At 54.7% G+C, this 20,208-nt stretch carries 19 protein-coding genes and 1 pseudogene; 5 read left to right on the top strand and 15 right to left on the bottom strand.

The window, feature by feature from the left end; genetic code table 11:
• Window positions 1-13 precede the first annotated feature (13 nt).
• The 4 genes from RGB73_RS07460 to RGB73_RS07445 all read right to left on the bottom strand — a co-directional run bounded on the left by RGB73_RS07460 (window position 14) and on the right by RGB73_RS07445 (window position 5,516).
• Window positions 14-1,669, bottom strand: coding sequence for a peptide ABC transporter substrate-binding protein (locus RGB73_RS07460; RefSeq protein ID WP_310770566.1), 1,656 nt, complete (start codon window positions 1,667-1,669; stop codon window positions 14-16).
• Window positions 1,670-1,841: 172 nt separating this feature from the next.
• Window positions 1,842-3,212: a sigma-54 interaction domain-containing protein gene (locus RGB73_RS07455; protein ID WP_310770564.1), complete on the bottom strand. Its 1,371-nt coding sequence runs from the start codon at window positions 3,210-3,212 to the stop codon at window positions 1,842-1,844.
• Between the two features lie 19 nt (window positions 3,213-3,231).
• Window positions 3,232-3,951: a response regulator gene (locus RGB73_RS07450; protein WP_310770562.1), complete on the bottom strand. Its 720-nt coding sequence runs from the start codon at window positions 3,949-3,951 to the stop codon at window positions 3,232-3,234.
• The gene (locus RGB73_RS07445) at window positions 3,951-5,516 is read right to left on the bottom strand and encodes an ATP-binding protein (protein WP_310774177.1); all 1,566 of its coding nucleotides are present in this window, start codon (window positions 5,514-5,516) and stop codon (window positions 3,951-3,953) included. Before RGB73_RS07445 ends, RGB73_RS07450 begins: the two co-directional genes overlap by 1 nt.
• 124 nt (window positions 5,517-5,640) lie before the next feature.
• Between RGB73_RS07445 and RGB73_RS07440 the strand changes: the two genes are divergently transcribed.
• Together RGB73_RS07440 and RGB73_RS07435 are read left to right on the top strand one after the other, a co-directional pair.
• On the top strand, window positions 5,641-6,690 hold the full coding sequence (locus tag RGB73_RS07440; protein WP_310770560.1) for a DctP family TRAP transporter solute-binding subunit: 1,050 nt from the start codon (window positions 5,641-5,643) through the stop codon (window positions 6,688-6,690).
• Between the two features lie 271 nt (window positions 6,691-6,961).
• Window positions 6,962-8,014 carry an anthranilate phosphoribosyltransferase gene (locus tag RGB73_RS07435; protein WP_310770559.1) on the top strand — a complete coding sequence of 351 codons (1,053 nt, stop codon included), beginning with the start codon at window positions 6,962-6,964 and terminating at the stop codon, window positions 8,012-8,014.
• A gap of 57 nt (window positions 8,015-8,071) precedes the next feature.
• On the opposite strand, the gene RGB73_RS07430 is transcribed toward RGB73_RS07435, so the two are convergent.
• From RGB73_RS07430 to RGB73_RS07420, 3 genes are all read right to left on the bottom strand, one after another.
• On the bottom strand, window positions 8,072-9,511 hold the full coding sequence (locus tag RGB73_RS07430; RefSeq protein ID WP_310770557.1) for a HAMP domain-containing sensor histidine kinase: 1,440 nt from the start codon (window positions 9,509-9,511) through the stop codon (window positions 8,072-8,074).
• On the bottom strand, window positions 9,495-10,181 hold the full coding sequence (locus tag RGB73_RS07425) for a response regulator transcription factor (RefSeq protein ID WP_310770554.1): 687 nt from the start codon (window positions 10,179-10,181) through the stop codon (window positions 9,495-9,497). Before RGB73_RS07425 ends, RGB73_RS07430 begins: the two co-directional genes overlap by 17 nt.
• Before the next feature lie 189 nt (window positions 10,182-10,370).
• Window positions 10,371-11,126, bottom strand: coding sequence for a stalk domain-containing protein (locus RGB73_RS07420; protein WP_310770552.1), 756 nt, complete (start codon window positions 11,124-11,126; stop codon window positions 10,371-10,373).
• A gap of 267 nt (window positions 11,127-11,393) precedes the next feature.
• Here RGB73_RS07420 and RGB73_RS07415 point away from each other — a divergent pair, with 267 nt between their 5' ends.
• On the top strand, window positions 11,394-12,650 hold the full coding sequence (locus RGB73_RS07415; protein ID WP_310770550.1) for a dicarboxylate/amino acid:cation symporter: 1,257 nt from the start codon (window positions 11,394-11,396) through the stop codon (window positions 12,648-12,650).
• 299 nt (window positions 12,651-12,949) lie between these two features.
• Here RGB73_RS07415 and RGB73_RS07410 read toward each other — a convergent pair whose 3' ends face one another.
• From RGB73_RS07410 to RGB73_RS07400, 3 genes are all read right to left on the bottom strand, one after another.
• Window positions 12,950-14,308, bottom strand: coding sequence for a hypothetical protein (locus tag RGB73_RS07410; protein WP_310770549.1), 1,359 nt, complete (start codon window positions 14,306-14,308; stop codon window positions 12,950-12,952).
• 14 nt (window positions 14,309-14,322) lie between these two features.
• A complete protein-coding gene (locus RGB73_RS07405; protein ID WP_310770547.1) occupies window positions 14,323-14,889 on the bottom strand; it encodes a sigma-70 family RNA polymerase sigma factor in 567 nt (188 codons plus the stop codon).
• A gap of 183 nt (window positions 14,890-15,072) precedes the next feature.
• On the bottom strand, window positions 15,073-15,327 hold the full coding sequence (locus RGB73_RS07400) for a hypothetical protein (protein ID WP_310770545.1): 255 nt from the start codon (window positions 15,325-15,327) through the stop codon (window positions 15,073-15,075).
• 208 nt (window positions 15,328-15,535) lie between these two features.
• On the opposite strand from RGB73_RS07400, the gene RGB73_RS07395 reads away from it, so the two are divergent.
• Both RGB73_RS07395 and RGB73_RS07390 read left to right on the top strand, forming a co-directional pair.
• Entirely contained in the window at window positions 15,536-16,033 is a 498-nt protein-coding gene (locus RGB73_RS07395; RefSeq protein WP_310770543.1) for a cation:proton antiporter regulatory subunit, read from the top strand.
• 1 nt (window position 16,034) lies between these two features.
• Window positions 16,035-17,264, top strand: coding sequence for a cation:proton antiporter (locus RGB73_RS07390; protein WP_310770541.1), 1,230 nt, complete (start codon window positions 16,035-16,037; stop codon window positions 17,262-17,264).
• A 138-nt stretch (window positions 17,265-17,402) separates the two neighbouring features.
• Here RGB73_RS07390 and RGB73_RS07385 read toward each other — a convergent pair whose 3' ends face one another.
• From RGB73_RS07385 to RGB73_RS07365, 5 genes and pseudogenes are all read right to left on the bottom strand, one after another.
• Window positions 17,403-17,795: a DUF302 domain-containing protein gene (locus tag RGB73_RS07385; RefSeq protein ID WP_310770539.1), complete on the bottom strand. Its 393-nt coding sequence runs from the start codon at window positions 17,793-17,795 to the stop codon at window positions 17,403-17,405.
• A gap of 70 nt (window positions 17,796-17,865) precedes the next feature.
• Window positions 17,866-19,134, bottom strand: coding sequence for a peroxiredoxin family protein (locus RGB73_RS07380; protein WP_310770537.1), 1,269 nt, complete (start codon window positions 19,132-19,134; stop codon window positions 17,866-17,868).
• A 33-nt stretch (window positions 19,135-19,167) separates the two neighbouring features.
• On the bottom strand, window positions 19,168-19,332 hold the full coding sequence (locus RGB73_RS07375) for a hypothetical protein (protein WP_310770535.1): 165 nt from the start codon (window positions 19,330-19,332) through the stop codon (window positions 19,168-19,170).
• A 134-nt stretch (window positions 19,333-19,466) separates the two neighbouring features.
• A complete protein-coding gene (locus tag RGB73_RS07370) occupies window positions 19,467-19,769 on the bottom strand; it encodes a hypothetical protein (RefSeq protein ID WP_310770533.1) in 303 nt (100 codons plus the stop codon).
• Window positions 19,770-19,803: 34 nt separating this feature from the next.
• A pseudogene (locus RGB73_RS07365) lies at window positions 19,804-20,208 on the bottom strand ((2Fe-2S)-binding protein); the annotation flags it as partial.

Below are 20,208 nucleotides of genomic sequence, written 5' to 3'. Positions count from 1 at the left end.
CGCATTTCTCCTCTTATTCCTTGTAGGCCCACTTGAAATCGATTTTGCTGAGCGGATCGATCCGCACGCCTTTTAGCTTGTCGTTTTGCACCCAGGCATTCACGTCGCTGAATATCCCGGTAAGGGGCATTTCCTCCATCAATAGCGTCTCGGCTTCCAACAGGAGTTGTTTTCTTTTTTCCGGATCCGGCTCCGCGCAGGAACGCCGGATCAGCTCGGCGTATCTTGGATGGTGCCAACGTGTAATGTTGGAAGAGCTGTACTTCTCGACGAACTTCTGCAGAAAGTTGACCGGATCGTTGTAATCGGCGGTCCAGCTCGAACGGGTGATAGAGAAATTGCCCTGTTCCTGGTCGGCCAGATACACTTTGGTTTCCTTGTTGACCAGCTTGACATCGACGCCCAGCACGTTTTTCCACTTCGCCTGGAGAGTCTCCGCGATCGCCCTGTTGCGATCCGACGTGTTGTACAGGTACGTGATCTCCGGCATTTTCGTGATCCCCAGCTCTTTCATGCCTTCCGCCAGCAGCCTCTTGGCCTCCTGCGGCTGGTTGTCGGCGAAAAAGCCTTCCGGCCGCAGACTTGCGGTGATCGGTGTGATTCCCATCAAGGGAGTCTGTCCTGCTTGCCCGATATGGTCCGCGATCTCCCGGCGGTTGATGGCGTAGGCAAACGCTTTGCGGATTTTGACGTTCGTGAACGGCGGCCGCTCAGTGTTGAACCGAATGTAGTAGGATGTGGCTTTCGGCTTGGTCATCAGCTTGCCCTCTTCTTTCAACGGGACGACTGCATCTACCGGCAGCCCGCTGATCGGCCCGCCCGCCCAATCCAGATCACCGTGCTGGAACATGGACAGCTCGGTGTTGGTATCTGCGATCATCGAAAACTCGATGCGGTCCAGCTTGACAGCCTCTTTATCCCAATACGACTCGCTCTTCGCCAGGACGATTTTATTTTTATGCTCCCACGTCTCCAATTTGAACGGACCGTTGCTGACCAGCGTCTTCGGATCGCTCGCCCATTTCGGATTGGCCATTGCCACCCTTTTGTTGATGGGAGGGAGGAAAGAGGCCAACGTCGGAAAAAACGGCGTCGGGTGCTCCAGGGTGACCCGCAGTGTCTTGTCGTCAAGCGCCTTCACCCCGACCTCCTCCTCTTTGGCCTTGCCTGACGTGAAGGCCTGCCCGTTTTTGATCACGTAGTATTGGTACGAGACCGGAGAGCCCGTCTTCGGGTCCAGAGCGTGCTTCCAGGCGAATTCGAAGTCGTGCGCCGTGACCGGATCGCCATTCGACCACTTGGCGTCGCGCAGGGTAAAGGTATAAGTGAGTTTGTCCGCGGAGAGCTTCATATCGGATGCGAGCGAGCCTACCGGGTTCCCGTTTTCATCCAGACGGGTGAGTCCGTCGTAGATCGCCCGAATGACAGTACCCGACACCGTGTCTTCTGCAAAGGTCGGGTCCAGTGTGGCCGGTTCCTCCATGTTCAGACGAAGTACTTGCTGGCTGTTGACTGTCTTCCCGGACAATGCGGGAGAAAAGGTGGCCGGCTTGGCCTGTTGTGAGCCGGAATTCACCGGAGAGAAGCCGCTTGCCGTTTCGCTGCCGACCGTAAGCAAGCCTGCCGCGACGAGCAAGGAACCAATCAGGACGGTGACCCGCTTTTTCATGATGTGTGCCCCCTGTACGAGTTTTCAGTTTCTGTTTCCTGTTCCAATTTTGCAAAAACGATGCCAACTGGCATACGGTGAACTGGGCGACCCGTGTTATTCAGCTTTGCATAAACATTCGCAACGATCCCGGCGTCCCCGAGACTCTCCGCTATTCCTCCATGAATACAACTTATTCACGAGAGAATACCCATTTGCGCAGCTTTCGGCTCGCGGAAGGCTGGCTGATCCCGAGTACTTCCGCTACTTTGGTGGTGGTCTTGTGGAGTTCGAAGGCACGCTGCAAAAGCTGCCGCTCCACTTCTTCCATCGCTTCCTGCATCTGCATGACCCTCTCTACCTTTACCCCGCTTGTTTCGCTGCTCTCTTGACTGTGAATGTAGCGCGGGATCTGGGCGGGAGTGATCAGCTCCTCGTGCGAAGTCACGACGAGACGCTCCACTACGTTTTCCAGCTCGCGGACATTGCCCGGCCAATCGTACTCCTCAAGGATGCGGTAACAGGATTCGCTGAGCTGGCGCCGCAGGCTGTATCTCTCGCAGAAGACCTCCAGAAAGTAGTGAACGAGCAGCGGGATCTCCTCCCTGCGTTCGCGAAGCGGAGGGATTTCCAGCGGCACGACGTGAATCCGGTAATACAGGTCTTCGCGAAATTTCCCTTCCTTTACCATCTGCCGCAGGTTTTTGTTCGTTGCCGTAATCAGCTTCACGTCCACTTTTCGCGGAACGGAGCTGCCGACAGGCGTGATCGTCTTTTCCTGCAGCACGGTCAGGAGCTTCACCTGCAGTCCCGGGGGCATCTCCCCGATCTCGTCCAAAAACAGCGTGCCTCCATTCGCCTTTTCGATCAGCCCGGACTTGCCGTCTTTGTCCGCTCCCGTGAAGGCCCCTTTTTCATAGCCGAACAGCTCCGACTCCAGGAGCGTTTCCGGGATCGCCCCGCAGTTGATATGCACAAACGGCTTGTCCGTCCGCGGGCTGCACTCGTGAATGTACTTGGCGAGCACGCCCTTGCCGACTCCGGACTCCCCGAGGAGGATCATGGACGATTCCACCTGCGCCAGCTTTTCCGCCATGGCCGCGACTTGCTGCATGGAAGGGCTCCGGTAGACGAGGGTAGCGCTTCCCTTTTGCCTGCCCCTTTCCTTGGTGATTTCACTTTGGTAAAGTGTCCCGATGTACTTGATTTCATTCAGCTCCTGGTGCAGCTTTTCCTGATCGGTGATATCGATCGAGGTGTTGACGACCCCGCTGAAGTTTCCATCCTTGTCCCAGATCGGGGTCCCTTCCACGAACAGCTTGCGGCTTTGCCCGGTCGTCTGAATCGTCTGCACCTTTTTCTTGTCGCGGATGACCCGCATCGTGATCGTGGGGGAAAAATAGCCACGATGGTAAAAATCCTCGATGGGCTTGCCGATCATCTCCTCGGGGTCGATCCCGAAGTATTCCCTGTACCCGCTCGAGCAATAAAGCGTCCTGCCCTCGGCGTCCGTGACATGGACGATATCGAACAGCGAGCCGAGAATGGCTTCATAGTCGATCATCCGGATGCCCACCTCCCGATTATTTTTGAGAAACTCGCATGTAGCGGTTGGTCGGTCTCCCGATCCCGCCGTAGCTGATATCGAGCCGCACCTTTCCTACCTTCTCCAGGTAATCCAGATAGCGTCTGGCTGTCACGCGGGCGATCCCGACGCGTTCCGCCACTTCCTCAGCCGACAGCGACTGTTTTTCATTTTCCAGATGCCGCTCGATTTGCTCCAGTGTAACCGCATGCAGCCCTTTCGGCAACGGCTCCATTTCCCGGCTTTGGCCTCCAGTCCCTCCTGCGTGATCTTGAGACCTGCGGAACAGCAGTCGGTCCACCTCTTCCTGCGACGCTTCCTCGCCCATAGCGAGCTGCTGCCGATAAAGGCGGTACGACTCCAGCGATTGCTTGATCCGGTCGAACTGGAACGGCTTGATGATGTAATCCACCGCTCCGTTGCGCAGCATGGCCTGGATCGTCGGCTTGTCCTTGGCGGCAGTGATCACGAGGACATCAACGGCCTGATCGGTGGAGCGCAGATCGATCAGCGCCTGGATCCCGTCCTGCACGGGCATGAATACGTCCATCACCACCAGGTCGGGCGCGAGCGTTCGGACCAGCTTGACCCCTTCGGCGCCGTTCGCTGCCACCCCCACGACCTGGAAGCCCGGGATGCGTTCGATAAACTGCGTGTTGATTTCCTGCACCATCGGATCGTCCTCGATGACGACGACCCGGATGAGCTCCTTGTCCATTATTCATCCACCTCCTTCATGGAAAACGAGATCAGAAAGCTGGCTCCCTCCTCGGGACGGGAACGGCAGACCAGCTCGCCTCTTCCCTTTTTGACCTGTTGGTTGACGAGGTACAGCCCAATGCCCCGATGCTCCCTTTCCTTGGTCGAGAAGCCGCGCTCCAGCATGCGTGACCGCGTCTCTTCGTCCATCCCGATCCCGTTGTCTTCGACCAGAAGCGAACAGATCTCGCTGTCCTGCTCGATGCTGATCGTGACTTCCTTGTCGGGCCGACCGCTTTTTTCCAGCGAGTCGAAAGCGTTTTCGATCAGATTGCCGAGTATGAGCACGAAGCTGTGGTGATCCATATAGGGAGGAAACCGCTCCAGATGGCTCATCCGGTCAATGGTCACACGGATGCCCAGCTCCCTTCCGCGGCTTACTTTGCCAAGCAGCAGGCCGGACACGTTTTCGTCGGCGATCCGGGCCGTCAAAAAGGACGTCAGCTCTTCCTGCTGATCGTTTACCTCAAACAGATAGGCGAGGGCCTTTTCATGCTGCTGGAGCTGGAGCAGCCCCGCGATCGTGTGCAGCTTGTTCATGTGCTCATGGTTTTGCACGCGCAGCGCCCCTACGAATTCCTTGACCCCCGTGAGCTCCTCGGCCATCCGGGTCACCTCGGTGCGGTCCTGGAATATGGCCAAGGCCCCTACGACCTTGTTTTCGACCTTGATCAAAAAACGGTTGGACCAGAGCAGCGTATTCCCGACGTGAATCTCGGTGTTTGTGAAGTTTTTTTGCTGCTCCAATACTTCCGGCAGTCTCGTATCGCGAAGCACCGAGCGGATCGGTTTTCCGAGCACCTCCACATCCTCGTCGATGCCGAAAATTTGCTTGGCCCGGTCGTTGAAAATGGTGATCCGCTCCTGGTTGTCGATGGCGATGACCCCTTCGTGCATCGCGTGAAAGGTGGCCGTCCGCTCCACGAGGATCCGGGCGATCTCCTCCGGCTCCAGATCGAACATCTGCTTCTTCATGTGGCGGGCCAGCTGATAGGAGCCCCATACTCCAAACAGCAGGGAGAGAAAGAACGTAATGGCAATATTGCCGCGCTCCCCCTTCATGATCTCCCAAATACCGGGCATGACCCTCCCGACGACCACGACTCCCACCTGCTGATGCTGGTCGTCCATGATCGGGACATAGGCACGCAGAGCGGTACCCAGCTCGCCCTTCACTTTTTGCAGGTACGAATGCTCCCCGTACGCCGCCTCTACCGCCTGATCACGAAAAACCGTGCCGATACGCTCGTCCAGGGGATCGGAGTACCGGACGCGGTCTTTGTTCAGCACCACGATGTACGTCACATCGTTGACGATACGCAGCCTGCGGGCCGTCTGATTGATCGTCGTCCAGCCATCGGGCTCCTGGATGCTTTTTTGGACGAGCGGAATTTCCGCCACGGTGCGGGCGGTGGTCATCAGGCGTTGGCCCAGCTGCGTCTCTGTCATGCGAATGATCCCGCCTACGATGATCAAACCGCCGATCAGCAGGGAAAACAGGACGATGCCAACGGACAGCAGCATGATCTTCCACTTAATTTTCAGGCGTTTAAACAACAGGCTCTTCCTTCCAACGATGATTGCTTGCTATTCTATATTTTGTTACAGTACTCCCAGCAAATCAACTGATGACAGGCGGGTGTCCCGAATGAAATCTTTTGCGAGCATCGCCCTGTTCGTGCTGCTCGGCCTCGTCAGTGCCTTGGCGATCGGCTTCGGGCAAGATCTGTCGTTCGCGAAATGGGGTTACGACGAAGAACAGGAGCATCTTTCCGAGCGCATCATCATCAAATTCAGCCACGTCGTCGCGGAAAATACGCCGAAGGGGCTCGCGGTCAACCGATTCGCCCAGCTCGTAAAGGAAAAGACGAACGACCGCGTCGAGGTTCAGGTGTTTCCAAACGGCATCCTGCACAGCGAAAAAACGGAAATTCCCGCCCTGGTGAACGGGGAAATCCAGATGATCGCGCCCGCCTATTCATACCTGTCCGACACGATTCCACAGTGGGCCGTATTGGAGCTGCCTTACGTCTTTCGCGATCAGCAAGACGTGGAGCGCGTCTTTTACGGGGATATCGGGAAAATGCTGTTCGCTACCCTGGATCAGTCCAACATGAAAGGAATGGCATTTTGGGCAAACGGCTTCAAGCAGATCACCTCCAACCGCCCCATTATCATGCCGGAAGATTTCAAAGGACAGCGGATCCGCATTATCCCGAGCAAAGTGCTGGACGAGCAGTTTCGGACGCTCCGTGCCCTGCCCGTCGGCTCCTACTTCAACGACCTGTACCGGATGCTCGAGTCCGGCGAGGTCGACGGCGAGGAAAACACCATTTCCAACGTCTACACCAAACGGCTGTATCAGGTCCAGTCGCACATGACGGTCAGCAACCACAACTATTTGGGCTATGTCGTCATCATGAATCAAACCTTTTGGAACCAGCTTCCCGCCGACATCCAAAAGGCGATCGAGGAGGCGCTAGCAGAGGCGACCAAATTCAACAACGAGCTTGCCGTGTCCATGAACCAAAGCCAGTTTGAAAAGCTGAAGGAGCTCGGGACCATGCAGATTCACGAGCAGACCGAGGAACAACGGGAAGCCTGGCGCAAGGCGCTGCAGCCTGTCTACGACAAATTCGCCCCCAGCATCGGGCAGGCGCTCATGGAGAAAATCAAAGAGCTCCACCAAGGACAGTGAAGCTCTCGCGGAACACCCGCAGGCGGGTTTCTACCTGCCAACCAGCACGTCGTCGGGATGAGGATGAACACTTCCCCCCCGACGACCTCCACATCGTATGTCCGCACGCATCCGAAATCAGGCGCCTGCACCCGGCCATCCGTCACGCACACTTTCCAGAACGAAGGACTCGCCTATATAATGGAATCAGGATGAACGAAAAAATAATGGCGGAAGTAGCCAGATCCATCGTCCAGGTCTACCGACTGATCCGGGAGAGGTGAAGAGCAAAATGTTTGAATTGTTAAAAGAAGTGGGCCGCGGCAAACGCGGAGCGAAGGACCTTGAGTATGAGCAAGCGGTTCAGGCCGCCGAAATGTTCCGCGATGGCACGGCCACTCCGGCCCAGATGGGGGCCTTCCTCATGGCCGAGCGGATCAAAATGGAATCTGCCGACGAGATCGTCGCATTCGTCGATGTCTATCGGGAAACGGCCGCTTCCCTGTCTTTTCCGAACAGCATCGACTGCGCCGGACCCTACGATGGAAGACGCGCCTCTTTCATGGCCACCTTCCCCTCTGCCTTCGTGCTGGCCGCTTGCGGACTTCCCGTCACGCTTCACAGCAGCCCCAGCTTGCCGCCCAAGTGGGGGAACACTCTCTATGATGTGCTGCAGGTGAAGGGAATCGCCGTGCACCGCTCCGCCAGCGAACGGCTGCAGTTTGCCGCAGCGCAATCCGGGGTCATGTTCGTCCCTACGGAAGAACGCTGCCCGGCTTTGCAAAAGATGCGTCCGCTGCGGCTGGAAATCGGTGTCCGGACGCTGTTCAACACCGTGGAGAAGCTGATGCGCCCCACCGACGCGCCGTACATGGCTGTCGGAGTCTACCACGGCACGGTATTTGAAAAAGTCGCCCAGCTCCTTCTGCGTCTGGGCGTCGAGAAAGGGATCGTCGTGCAGGGAATGGAAGGCTCGGAAGATGTGACCGTGGCCAAGCCTACCCGGGCCTTGATCGTGGAAAACGGGGATTTTCACTCCTTCCTGATCGATCCCGCTTCGTTGGATCTGCAAACGGACGTGCCCGAGACTTCCTGGACTCCCGAGCTGCAGTGGCAAACGGCGGAAGCAGTCCTGCAAGGCGAAGCGGATCCCGCTTATCGCAACATGGTGATTCTGAACAGCGGCCTGCGGCTGTGGGTCACCCGAAATGCCGGCTCGCTGGAAGACGGCATTTCCCTGGCACGGCAGGCGCTGGATGAGAAGCTGGCGCTTAATAAGTTCCACCAATGGCTTTCCGCGTGCGGGCAAACCAGCGCGCAAGCCTCCGCCAGCAGCGAGAGCTAAGCCGATCCAGCCTCGCATCCACGCATACAAAAGGCCTGCTCCCCGACAGTTTAGCTGTCAGGAGCAGGCCTTCTGTTCGGCTATCGATTTCGGCAAGATAAAAGTGAATGTGGACCCTGCTGTCGAGCTTTCCTTGAGAATCAAGTCCCCTCCCAGCGTTTTGGCGATCATCCTGGAATAGGACAGACCCAGCCCCAAGCCCCGCACTTTATCCTTCTTGTTGCTGCCCCGAAAGAAACGCTCAAAGATCAGCGACTGCTCCTCCTCCGGAATGCCCTGCCCATTATCCTTCACATCGATTCTCAAATCGGAAGCCGTTTCGTAAAGCTCGAGCTCGATTTTGCCCCCTTCGCCGATCGCCTGGCGGGCATTGTTGAGCAGGTTGATCAAGATTTGCTGGACGCGCCCCGGGTCCACCAGAATGGTCGTCTGTTTCTCCGGAATATTGGTGTAGAGCGTAGCCCCATCGGAGTCCTGCACGATTTTCCATTGAGAGGCGATTTCCCGGACGAGCTTGTTCAAATTTTGCTCTTCGGAGGCAACCGCGATGGCCCCGACTGCAAATGAGTTGAAATCGAGCAAATCTTCTACCATTTTTTGCAAGCGCTTGGTTTCCTTCAGACAAATCTCCAGGAACTCCCGAGCTTCCTCCCCGGATACGACCTCGTCATTGATCGCCTGAACGAGTGCGCTGATCGAAGTCACCGGCGTTTTCAATTCATGCGTCACCCCGGCCAGCAGCTCTGTGCGGATGCTTTCCAGTTGGCGCAGCCGATCCGCCATCTCTTTGAAGGTGTAGACCAATTCGTGGATTTCCCGCTCCTTGATCTGTTTGTTCACGGCTACGTCGTAATTGCCCTCCACGATCTGTCTGGCTGCTGTCACGACATCCTGAATCGGCTCGGACAGCTTGCGGGAATGGTAGTAAATGACCGCCCAGCCCAGCACGCCCAGGCTCCCGAGCATGATCACGAGGTACTGCAGCTCTTCCTTCCCGACCTTGATGTCCGTTTCCGGGAAGAGCAGGATCACCTTACCCAACACCTTGTCCCCATACTCCAAATCTTTTTTGACTACATACAGCACGTCGCCGTTCCGCTGCTTCAGCTTGTCTGCCTGCTCGGCATTTCGCAAAAGCTGAGGCAGGTCCTGCTGGAGCAAAGGCGGCAGCTGTCCCGGTCTGCTGTAGATCAGCTCGCCATGCTGGTTTTGCACGAACAGCAGCAGATTCCGGTCGACGCCCATGAATTTGCGCCGATTGTCCAACACCTGGCGCAGCGTGTCGCCCACGAGCACATGCCCGTTGTCGTCGACGACTCGATCCGCCACCTCTTCAGCAAACAGCCTGGTTACTTCCAGCTGCTTTTCGGTCGCCGCGTATTTGATCCAGTAAGCCGACACGACCCCGATAATGATCAGGCCACAGCAGAGCGTGATCAGGTAACGGACGGTCCAGTAGCGGAGAAGAGAGACGGGTTCGCTATTTTTTGTAAACACAGAACTGATACCCCACCCCTCGCAGCGTCTTGATTTCCCCTTCGGACGGTGGCCAGTTTTCCAGCGTTTTGCGGATTCGCTTGATCGCCAGGTCGACTGCCCGATCACTGCCTCCGTAGTCCATTCCCCACACTTGGTCGATCAGCTGATCCCGGGTGAAGGTCTGGTTCGGGTTTTGCGCCAGAAACAGCAGCAAGGACAAGTCTCGCGGATGGAACAGCAGCTCGAGGCCATGCAGGGTAACATTGTGCGACTGAAAGTTGATTTTCAGGCTGCCGTAGATACGCGTCTCCTGGTCTTTAATGAGGATGGCGGACCTCCTCAATACGGCATTCACCCGCGCGACGACCTCTTCCGCCTCGAACGGCTTGGTAATGTAGTCGTCGGCCCCTTGATTCAATCCTTGCAGCTTTTGATTCGTCTGCCCCAGGGCCGTGATCATGATGACGGGACAGGCGCTCTTTTCCCGTATGTACTGCAGCACTTCCCAACCGTTGTGCTCCGGCAGCATGACATCCAGCAGCACCAGATCCGGCTTTTTTTCATCGAACATCTGCAGCGCCTCGCGTCCATCCGCCGCCTGCCAGACTTCGTAATTCTCTTTTTGCAAATAGGCCTTGAGTACCCGCGAAATTACGAGCTCATCTTCTACTAATAGGATTCTTTTCATGGAAGACGTCTCCGACTAATAGACATATCATCATTTCCCCATTCGCGATCACTTCTCTCGCATCGCTCTTCTCTCATTCTATACTATCAGTTTACCTCTTTCTTTTTATATTTGGATTTGCTCTTTTTGGAAATAGGAAAAAAGCCTTGCTTTCCCGTTTGATAGGGAGCAAGGCTTTTTTGGCAGGTGTTAGTTGATTTCTTTGTCGTCCAGGTAGATTGCTTCGTCGTCTGGATCGCCTTCGAAATCGTAGATCTCATCATCGTCGTCGCTACTGTCAACGATCGTGCCTTTTACATCTACATCATCACCGAATTCATCCCAAACGGCTTCCACTACGTCAATGACCAAATCTTCGAGGTCGCTCTTGGAAAGATCGTCGTACTCGTCTTCGTAAGCTTCCACATCGATAGCAATTTCGACTTCCACTTCGTCCTCATCGCCATCTACAGTGAAGTCCAGATCTTCGAAATCGTCATAATCGCTGAACTCGTCATTCAGGTAATCCTCGAGATCCGCCAGATCGTCATCGACGTCGTCATTGTCTTTATCCGCATCATCCAGCTCGTCGTTCAGATCGTCGATTTTCGCATTCAGACTGTCGATTTTGTCCTGGAGCGTCTTGATTTGCGCATCTTTCGCTGCCAGCTGGGATTCGTAGTTGGTGTCAGCCTTGTCGCTGACGTTGATCGTGTAGGTCGTGCCGTTCCACGCGATGTTTTTGTTGAAAACATCCGCCATCATGCGAAGAGGGATGTAGGTGGTTCCGTTTACGATGAATGGCTCGATCGTAGTGGAAACCTGGCTGCCGTTATAAAGTACTTTGATATTGTTGTAGCTTGCTTTCAGATTTTGGCTGCCTACTTTCGCATCGGTTGTTGACGGAAGCAGACCAACTGTCAGGACCAGAGCAGATGCAATCGCCAGATACTGTTTTTTCAACACGCTAAATCCTCCATTCTCCCGGTTGTCATTTTGCTTACGTACGTGCTATGTACATGTATTACTTTACCTAAGGTTCATGTCGAGAGTATGTCAATGCGGACATTTTTCTCTTGGAAATCCGTGGGACAATCCTCCCATTTTTGGCAAGACCAAAACGACCAAAACAACCAATATGACCGTATTCTATCAAAGAGCCCGTCCATTCTATACAATGCCAACTATGACAGGTGAAGCGCTTTCACATAAAAAGAGAAAGGACGAGGTCACATGCGGATCAACTTCAAGAATTTGACCGTGCAAGTGGTCATTGCCATTATTCTGGGGATTATCGTCGGACATTTCGCTCCCAAATTCGGGGCAGAACTGAAAGTGTTGGCGGATGTGTTTGTCAAACTGATCAAGATGGTCATCCCGCCGATCGTCTTCTTTACTGTCGTGAACGGCATAGCCGGGATGGGCGACATGAAAAAGGTAGGGAAAATCGGCGGAAAGGCTCTGCTCTATTTTGAAATCGTTACCACGATTGCCTTGGCGATCGGCCTCTTGGTCGTCAACCTGATCAAACCCGGGTCGGGCTTCGACAAGACCGGCCTGACCGGCGGCGACGTCACGCAATACACAAAGGCTGCCGCAGAGAGCAATCACGGCTTCATCGACTTCGTCGTCGGCATCATTCCGGACAACGTGGTCGGCGCAATGGCCAAAGGCGAGCTGCTGCCGATTCTGTTCTTCGCTGTCCTGTTCGGCCTCTCGCTCGCAGCGATGGGGCAAGCGTCCCAGCCCGTCATCAAGCTGTTTGACAAGCTGGCCCACGGTTTCTTCGGCGTCGTGAACATGATCATGAAAGTATCCCCGATCGCCGCGTTTGGCGCGATGTCCTACACGATCGGCAAATTCGGGATCGGCTCGCTCTCCAGGCTCGGCCTGCTGATGACCGCCGTGTACATCACGATGTTCCTGTTTATCGTTCTCGTATTGGGCAGCATCGCCCGCTACTACAAATTCAGCATTTTCTCGTTCATTTCGTACATCCGCGAAGAAATCCTGCTGGTTCTGGGCACCTCGTCATCCGAGTCCGCCCTGCCTCGCATGATGGCTCGCCTGGAGAAGTACGGCTGCTCCAAATCTGTCGTCGGTCTGGTCGTACCGACCGGCTACTCGTTCAACCTCGACGGCACCTCGATCTACCTCTCCATGGCCGCGATGTTTATCGCCCAAGCCTACGGGGTCGATCTGAGCATCTGGCAACAGCTGACGCTGCTCGGCATTTTGATGATCACATCCAAAGGCGCAGCGGGCGTGACCGGTTCCGGATTCATCACACTGGCAGCGACGCTGGCGGCGTTCCCGATGATTCCGGTCGAGGGCATCGCGCTGCTGCTGGGCGTAGACCGCTTCATGTCGGAAGCGCGCGCGATCACCAACCTGATCGGAAACGGCGTCGCAGCCGTCGTGATCGCCAAGCAGGAGGACGAGTTCCATCCCGAAAAAGCGAAAGCGGATTCCGAGCCGATTACGGCTTGATTCTTGATTCACCATCTTAGAAAACCTGGCTACGCCATGCCTTTTGGCGGAGCCGCGGTACCCAAAGGGCACAAGTCTCGCTCTCTCACTGTGTTCGAAGTCTCGCTATGTTGCCCTTATACTGGATAGGAATTTTATAATTCCTATCTGTACAAAGAAAAGACTGCTGGCAACCTAAGGCTGCCAACAGTCTTTTTTGCTACTTCACCGTGATAACCAGTTCATCCGAAAGCTCTTTGTTCTCCACGATGACCTTGATCGAGGTCCCTTTCGGCGCTACGAAGAGTCTCCTTTTTCGTTTAGTTCCCGTCAAGTATAGGGACAAGCCCATCCATCCTGATTTCCTGTTCGTCGTTTCTTTTCGTGTCGATGAGATATACCTCTTTTGGCGGGACGGGAAAGGTGCGGATAAAGGCACCATTTTCAAAGACCTCGCTGTCGGCTACTACTCCGTCTACTGTAAGCTCGGTCTCCTCGGTCAACGCCTCACCAGGCATCGCTACATGCAGCTTTTGGTTTTCATAGTACACCCGGAGGATTTTGCCCATTTTGTTTCCAAACGGTGCCTCCATCGGAAATGTCCCCTCCCGCTTCAACGAAAAGCTCCCCGTTTTCACCGTAGAAACAGTAGCGCCATCGAACTTCAGCGCCAGCTTTTTTGGAGGGGCTTCAAAGTACAAGGAAGGAATCAAATCCAGCTGGTACTCCGCCGAATCGCTCCCTTTTCGTTGCAAGGAAGGGTCAAGGCTTGACGGCGAGTACTCCTTTCCATCCTGATCGACCAGGCGGGGATTGGACAGACTGCGAAGCACATAGCCGTTCTTTGTTTGCGCCTGCAGCTGCACACTCATCATGGTCGGGTACAGGTCGATCCGGTTCACTTCGAGGCCCCGAAGGAGGTCCTGCCCCCCCAGCTCAGCCTCGTTTTTGGCTGCCGGCTGTATGCTTTTTCTTGCGGAGGCCAGATCCTCCGGAAGCGTCAGGGGTATTTCCGCAAGCACTTCCGTTCCCTGGTTCGATCGCTTCACGAGTTGCACCGGAAGAACCGGGTTCGGTTGCTGCAAAGCCGTTTCCATCCCGCTGCCCAGCCTGAACTCCGCCTTGAGTATGAGATAGTGGGAGCCGTCGATCAGCCTCCAATCCGGTGATACGCGTCCCGTTTTGCTGATGCCGCCGAGAGAGGTAGAGAGCTGCCCGTACAGGAAGTCAGCTTGCTTCTCTCCATCCTTTTCCCTGGCGATCTCCTCCATTCTTTCTCCCGATACCAGCATGGTGTACGTGATTCGCTTCGGATCCACCATTGCATCCTTGATTTCGACCACGTAGCCGTTTTGCTCCATCTTCACAGCGGGAAGAATCGGGTATCCGCTTCGCAGGGCTTGGGAAAAACCCATGTCAGGCTGCACCCATTCGAATGCTGCAGACGCCTGGGCGGAGCCACTCTTATCGACCAGTCCGCCGCGCAGGTGGAGCGGATCTCCGATGCAAAACAAGACGGCAATGGAAACGGCCATGGCGGCCGGCCACGCCATTTTGCCCCATTTCGGCCTTCGAGCCCGCCTATGCAGCTTCTTCGTCGTTTTTTCCTCCAGCGCAGCCAGGTCAAACGGATAGCTTTCCCGGATGTGCCCCTTGACTGATTCCATGAACTCCTTCATCTGGCGCTCCTCCCTCATCGTCCTTCCTCCCTCGTCATGATCTTCCTCAGCTGCTGTCTCGCCCGATGCAATCTGGTCCGTACGACTTCCTGGGACACCGAGAGGATTTCAGCGATTTCCTTGATTGAAAAATCCTCGTAGTAATGCAGCATCAGCACCTGGCGATACATGGGCATCAGGGTCATGATCATTTGCAACGTGTCTTCGCGATTCAGCCTGTTTTCCACTTCCTCTTCCACGCTGTCTTTTGCGTGCCGGTCCAAGAGGCTGGACAAACGCTCGTCCACCGTGGTCCACATGTGGCGGAACGACCAGGAACGGAAGTGCTTTTTGGCTTCGTTCATGGCAATTTTAAACAGCCAATGCTTGATCTCTCCTTCTCCGCGATAGGTGTGCAGGCTGCGATACGCCTTGATAAACACTTCCTGCGTCAGATCCTCTGCCGCTGCCCGATCCTTGACAGTCAGACAGAGCAGATGGAAGACATTCTCCCCGTACTGCTGCATCAGCCACTTCCAGGTGGCTTCCCGGCTCTTGGCAAGCGTGGTCGGGAGTATTTCGATGTCATTCAAACCATTCACCTCATCAATCTGTTCTCACTAAGGATGATCCGGCTGAGGCGGGATCCGTGACAGGAAATATGTCATTTCCTGAAATTTCATCAGAAGAGCGTCCAGAAAGTCTGCTCCATGAAGATATTTTTTCCGTACGGGTCGGCAAACGAAAGGAAGCCTCCAGCATTTGAGGCTTCCACTCCCTCCTACTTACTCCTGCGGCCACGTATTGCGCAGCTCCTCCTCAAACAGCCGGAGCTGGTCCACCCGTTTTTGCAGCCCTTCCTGTTCCTTCTCCCAGTTGTCCCTCTTCATCTGTCGGACGAGCTCCGCCTTCTTTTCCAGCTCCCTGGCCTCGGAGCGGAGGGCGATCACTATGTCCAGAATTCCCTCCATATCCATTCCGCGCATTTCCTGAATAAAACGCCATTCTGCTTCGTTCAGGCGATATTGTTTGTTTGCCATCGTTTTCTCACCTTAAACTTGTGTCAATTTTTTATATAAATGTTTCATTTTCGAGCTTTTATGTCGTCATTAGTATATAATTATATCGTAATACTTCTGTCAGGAAGTAAATCTTTGATGAGGAGGACATTCCGAAAATAACATCGGAATGGAGATCATTCCAAATTTTCCGGACTGTGGACAGACACACGGCTAAAGGAGGTTTCGCATGTTCTCGATCAGAGAATCAGATTTGCCGGGAATCGGCAGAAAGTACCAGGTAGAAACAAGGGGTGGAGACAAACTGGTCATCATCATTCACGATGACGGACGAAGAGAGCTTTTCCACTTTGACAAGGATGATCCGGACGAGACCATTTCCATGGTGACCCTCGACGACGACGAAGCCAGGCAAATCTCCGCGATTGTGGGCGGCCTCACGTATAAGCCGTCGGCGCTGGAAACAGTGGAAGTGGCCTTGGATAAGCTGATCATCGAATGGTACAAACTCGATTCCACATCCAGCTGCATCGGCAAAACCATCGGCGAGTTGAACATCCGTCAGGAAACGGGCGCGACAATCATCGCCATCATCGAAAAGGACCATCGGCAAACCATCAATCCAGGTCCGGACTATGTTCTCTCGGCAGGGGCTACGCTGGTCGTTGCCGGCGAACGAAAGCAGGTGAAAGCGCTAAAATCCACACTTAGCACAGGGGGTGAGTGAATTGGAGCACATCGTCTTCGAAGTCGGTCTCGCTCTCGCGTTGATCGCGCTTGCCGGCTTCCTCTCCGTGAAATTGAAATTCTCCATTGTTCCCTTCTACATCCTTGTCGGGATGGTCGTGGGGCCCCATGCTCCCGACATTGGGCTGTTTGATCTGCGTTTTATCCAAAGCCAACCACTCATTGAGTTCATGGGCCGTGTCGGCGTGCTTTTCCTCTTGTTTTATCTGGGTCTCGAATTCTCCGTCGGCCGTCTGATCAAAGCCGGCCGATCCATTGCCATCGGCGGCACGATTTACATCGTCATCAACTTTACCCTGGGTCTGTTGTTCGGCTTTGCCGCAGGCTTTCCTCTGAAAGAAGTCCTGATCATTGCAGGCATCACCACCATTTCCTCCAGCGCCATCGTCGCCAAAGTGCTGGTCGACCTCAAACGTACAGCCAATCGCGAAACAGAGATGATCCTGGGGATCATCATGTTCGAAGACATATTTCTGGCCGTCTACATCTCCATCGTGTCAGGCCTCGTCCTGAGCGGAGCAACCTCCCTCATGGGTGTCCTCAGCTCTGCCTTGATCGCACTCGGCTACATGCTGCTCATCATCATCGTGGGGCGCAAAGCCGTACCTCTCCTCAATCGCGTCTTGAATATCAAGTCGAATGAAGTATTTATGATCACTGTCTTTTCCGCCCTGTTCCTGATTGCGGGCTTTTCCGAGACGATCCATGTCGCGGAAGCAATCGGTGCCTTGCTGGTGGGGCTCGTGCTGGCGGAAACCCAGCACATGAAACGAATCGAGCACATGATCCTGCCGTTTCGTGATTTCTTCGGCGCCATGTTCTTCTTCAGCTTCGGCCTGACCATCGACCCTCTGTCGCTGGGAGGTGCTGTGTGGCTCTCCATCGCAGCGGTGATCGTCACCATCTTCGGCAACGTCGTCGCCGGACTGCTCGCCGGAAGAAGCGCAGGACTGCCAGCCAAAGCCTCCACCAACATCGGACTGACGATTGTCTCTCGCGGTGAGTTTTCCATCATCATGGCCAATCTGGGAAAAGCCGGGGCACTCATGGAAATTCTCCAGCCTTTCGCAGCGCTTTACGTGCTCATCCTGGCTATTTTGGGACCGCTGATGACCAAAGAGTCCAAACGAATCTTTGGAATCATGAACAAATTTCTCCCGCTGGAGAAAAAGAACGGCGCCAAGCAGCCCGAGGGGAGCCCGAACGGCTGACAGCGGGACAGCGAAACAGAGCTTCCGCTTTGTGCTTACCACCACTGTAAACAGGTGAGGCCTTCGCTTGCGACTGGAAAACAACCGACAGCCCGCGTGGATCGATGGCTGTCGGTTGTTTCTTGTTCGTCCCGGTGTTCATTTGGACTGTTCGATGACGCGAATCAGCGTTTTTTCGATTTCCTCCGCGATCTCGGACAGCTCGGTGCTGTTTAAAAACCCGATGAGCGCGGTCGGCCTGGGCAATCCGATGTGCACGTGGCTTTGATCCGCGTAGACTACGATCTTGCAGGGCAAAAAGTAACCGACCAGCTCATTGCGGCTCAGAACCTTCGCCGCCTGGTGCGGATTGCATACCTCCAATATGTGAAAAGGCCGCGTGTAGTCCTCGATCCCCTTATCCCTCAGCTTTTGAGTCAGATCCAATTGCCACAGGATGCCGAACTGCTCGCGCTTCAGCTGGGTATCCAGCGCCTGGATGACTTCCTCCACCGACTTGTTCGACTGCACCGTGTAATGGAATTCCACCATTTCCCTCCTCCTTTTCCGTGTTAGTATGCGGAAAAGGAGGGGGAATATGCCGACGGAATGCCCTCTTCCGCTACTCCGCTGCGGAAACCAGCTTTTCCATTTGCGCCAGATCCATCGGGCCGATCCATTTCTCCCGGATCACGCCGCTGCTGTCGATCACGTAGCTGGTTGGAATGGAGATCGCCAGGTACTGCCTCGCCGCCTGTTTGTCGACATCCAGCACGACAGGAAACGCGATTCCGTGATCCCGTACGAATGCGGCCACATCCTGCGCGCTTTTTTCCGTTGAAGTCAGATTTACCGAGAGAATCGCGACGCCCTTTTCTTTGTTTGCTTCGTAAAAGTCCTGCATATCCGGCATCTCGGCCCGGCACGGCGGGCACCACGTCGCCCACAGGTTGAGAATCACGATCTTGCCACGCAGGTCGGAGAGCTTCAGCGGTTTCCCCTCCAGCGTCTGCAAGTCGATTTCCGGGGCGAGGTCCCCTTTTTGGATGCCCACTGTCTGCGTTGCCGGCCGGACGGGTATGGTTCCTTGCGTGAAAGCTCCCCAGCCGAGCAAGCAGGCGAGAGCCGCTACGGCAAGGATAGCATTTCTTTGTCTCCATCTCCATGATCGGGCCGGCGGCGTCCTTTCAAGTGGTTCGTCGATGCCATGTTTTTCCCTTTCCTGCACGGATTGAGAGCGGCCCGCCAGGATCACCATGAGGAGCGAAACGAAAGCGTACAGCACCTGCGCTTTGGACAACCCTGCCGCCACCGGCAAGTAGTCGGGTGAAAAGAATCCCGCATACATCTGGCTGACGCCAAACCAGGCCACCAGCTGCAGCCAGGAAGCTGCATCTGCTGTGCGATTCCCTTTCCGAATCACAGGCAGCAGGAAAACAATGGCGATCGCAGTCTGCTGAAGATAGTACGCTCCCTCTTGCCCTTCCACCCCCCATGTGAACGCGTGCCATGCCCCCCAGCCAGTCAAACCTCCGATCGCGATGGCGTCTGTCCAGACCAGGGCGGGCACTTCCCCTTTTCTTGCCCGGACCCTCAAGTAGGCGAGCGCCGCCAGCAGAGCCAGCCAAAACCCGCGATCTCCACCGTTGAAATAAAGCAATACGACAGGCTGTGCGATCACTTTCGCAGGATAAAACAGGGCGTAGCTGAATTTCCAAACCAAAAAGGCGACCAAGAGACTGCTGCTTGCCGTCTCCAGTACCGTCCTTCTGCGCATTGGTTGGCGGCGCAGCCGCAGAGAAACGGCTGCAAAGGCGAGTACGATCGCCACTGCAACCGCGAGCACGCTCATTTTGACCAAAACGGGTCCAAGCTGGATAACATCAGGCAAAGCCGTCTCCTCCTCCACGGGAGATGAAGTGATTCATAGCCCCAATAATCGCCCGATCGAGCGAAAAACGAACACAAGCAGATTGATGGACGCGTACTCGACCACTTTGTATTTCCAGGAGTTTTTTTCATGGGAGAAGGTGTACTTCACGACCATGAAAAAGAATATTCCGACAGCGGTATTCAAGAGATCGTCCACTACCCGTTTCCCCCCAACCATACAGGCGAAACATACCGCCTTTTCTTTATCATAAGCTACCGCAGAAAGACATTTCCACAATTACCCATCCTGGCGAATCAAAAAAGAAAGCAGTCGAGAATGGGCTCGACTGCTTATTTTGCATGCGCGACAGCCTCTTGAATCCTCATGATGTCTTCATTTGATAACGATGTATAGACTCCTTCGTCACCATCTCCATCTGTATCTATTTTGGTGACGATAAACTTCTCGCCATTTTTCAGGAGTTCTTGAATGGTCTTGCACGTCGTATCGGCTTGCTTGATGATACGGCAGTTTCCGACGGGAAATCTTTCTGAAGAATATTCCCCCAGCTTTTCTTTAAAGTACACGCCTGACTCTTGTACGTTTTCTACCACCTGTTCTCCCTGTTCATTCACATACACAATTCTGAGCAAAGAATGTCACCTCGTCTGCATGTTGGGCAAATTTTCAAAGCTGCTCCCCCGAAAGGACAGACCGTACAGCTTCCTTCATTTCCTGGTAGCTGGTGCATCGGCAAATATTGGATTGCAGCCAATTTTCCACCTCTAGCTCGTTTGCATGAGGATGTGTTTCGATCAAAGCGTGACAGTTCATGATGAAGCCGGGTGTGCAGTAGCCACACTGAAACGCCCACTTCTTAAGAAAAGCTTGTTGAATCGGAGCATTTTGAAGTCCTTCCACCGTCGTGATCTTTTTGCCTTCGCACTCCACGGCCAACACCAGGCACGATTTTTGCGGCATCTGATCGATAATGATGGTGCATGCTCCACAATCCCCGTTCTCGCAGCCCGGTTTCGCCCCGGTGAGGTCCAATTGCTCGCGAAGCACCGTCAGCAAAGTATCCGCGCAGCG

The organism is Brevibacillus brevis (assembly GCF_031583145.1).
GTDB lineage: Bacteria > Bacillota > Bacilli > Brevibacillales > Brevibacillaceae > Brevibacillus > Brevibacillus brevis_E.
This window is presented reverse-complemented; position numbering and strand designations above follow the sequence as displayed.

Coding starts and splice junctions, on each gene's coding strand:
- RGB73_RS07450 (WP_310770562.1), bottom strand. CDS start 3,951: ATGGACAAGGAGCTCATCCGGGTCGTCGTCATCGAGGACGATCCGATG.
- RGB73_RS07425 (WP_310770554.1), bottom strand. CDS start 10,181: ATGAAAAGAATCCTATTAGTAGAAGATGAGCTCGTAATTTCGCGGGTA.
- RGB73_RS07445 (WP_310774177.1), bottom strand. CDS start 5,516: ATGCTGCTGTCCGTTGGCATCGTCCTGTTTTCCCTGCTGATCGGCGGT.
- RGB73_RS07410 (WP_310770549.1), bottom strand. CDS start 14,308: ATGAAGGAGTTCATGGAATCAGTCAAGGGGCACATCCGGGAAAGCTAT.
- RGB73_RS07395 (WP_310770543.1), top strand. CDS start 15,536: ATGTTCTCGATCAGAGAATCAGATTTGCCGGGAATCGGCAGAAAGTAC.
- RGB73_RS07435 (WP_310770559.1), top strand. CDS start 6,962: ATGTTTGAATTGTTAAAAGAAGTGGGCCGCGGCAAACGCGGAGCGAAG.
- RGB73_RS07460 (WP_310770566.1), bottom strand. CDS start 1,669: ATGAAAAAGCGGGTCACCGTCCTGATTGGTTCCTTGCTCGTCGCGGCA.
- RGB73_RS07400 (WP_310770545.1), bottom strand. CDS start 15,327: ATGGCAAACAAACAATATCGCCTGAACGAAGCAGAATGGCGTTTTATT.
- RGB73_RS07415 (WP_310770550.1), top strand. CDS start 11,394: ATGCGGATCAACTTCAAGAATTTGACCGTGCAAGTGGTCATTGCCATT.
- RGB73_RS07385 (WP_310770539.1), bottom strand. CDS start 17,795: ATGGTGGAATTCCATTACACGGTGCAGTCGAACAAGTCGGTGGAGGAA.
- RGB73_RS07455 (WP_310770564.1), bottom strand. CDS start 3,212: ATGATCGACTATGAAGCCATTCTCGGCTCGCTGTTCGATATCGTCCAT.
- RGB73_RS07440 (WP_310770560.1), top strand. CDS start 5,641: ATGAAATCTTTTGCGAGCATCGCCCTGTTCGTGCTGCTCGGCCTCGTC.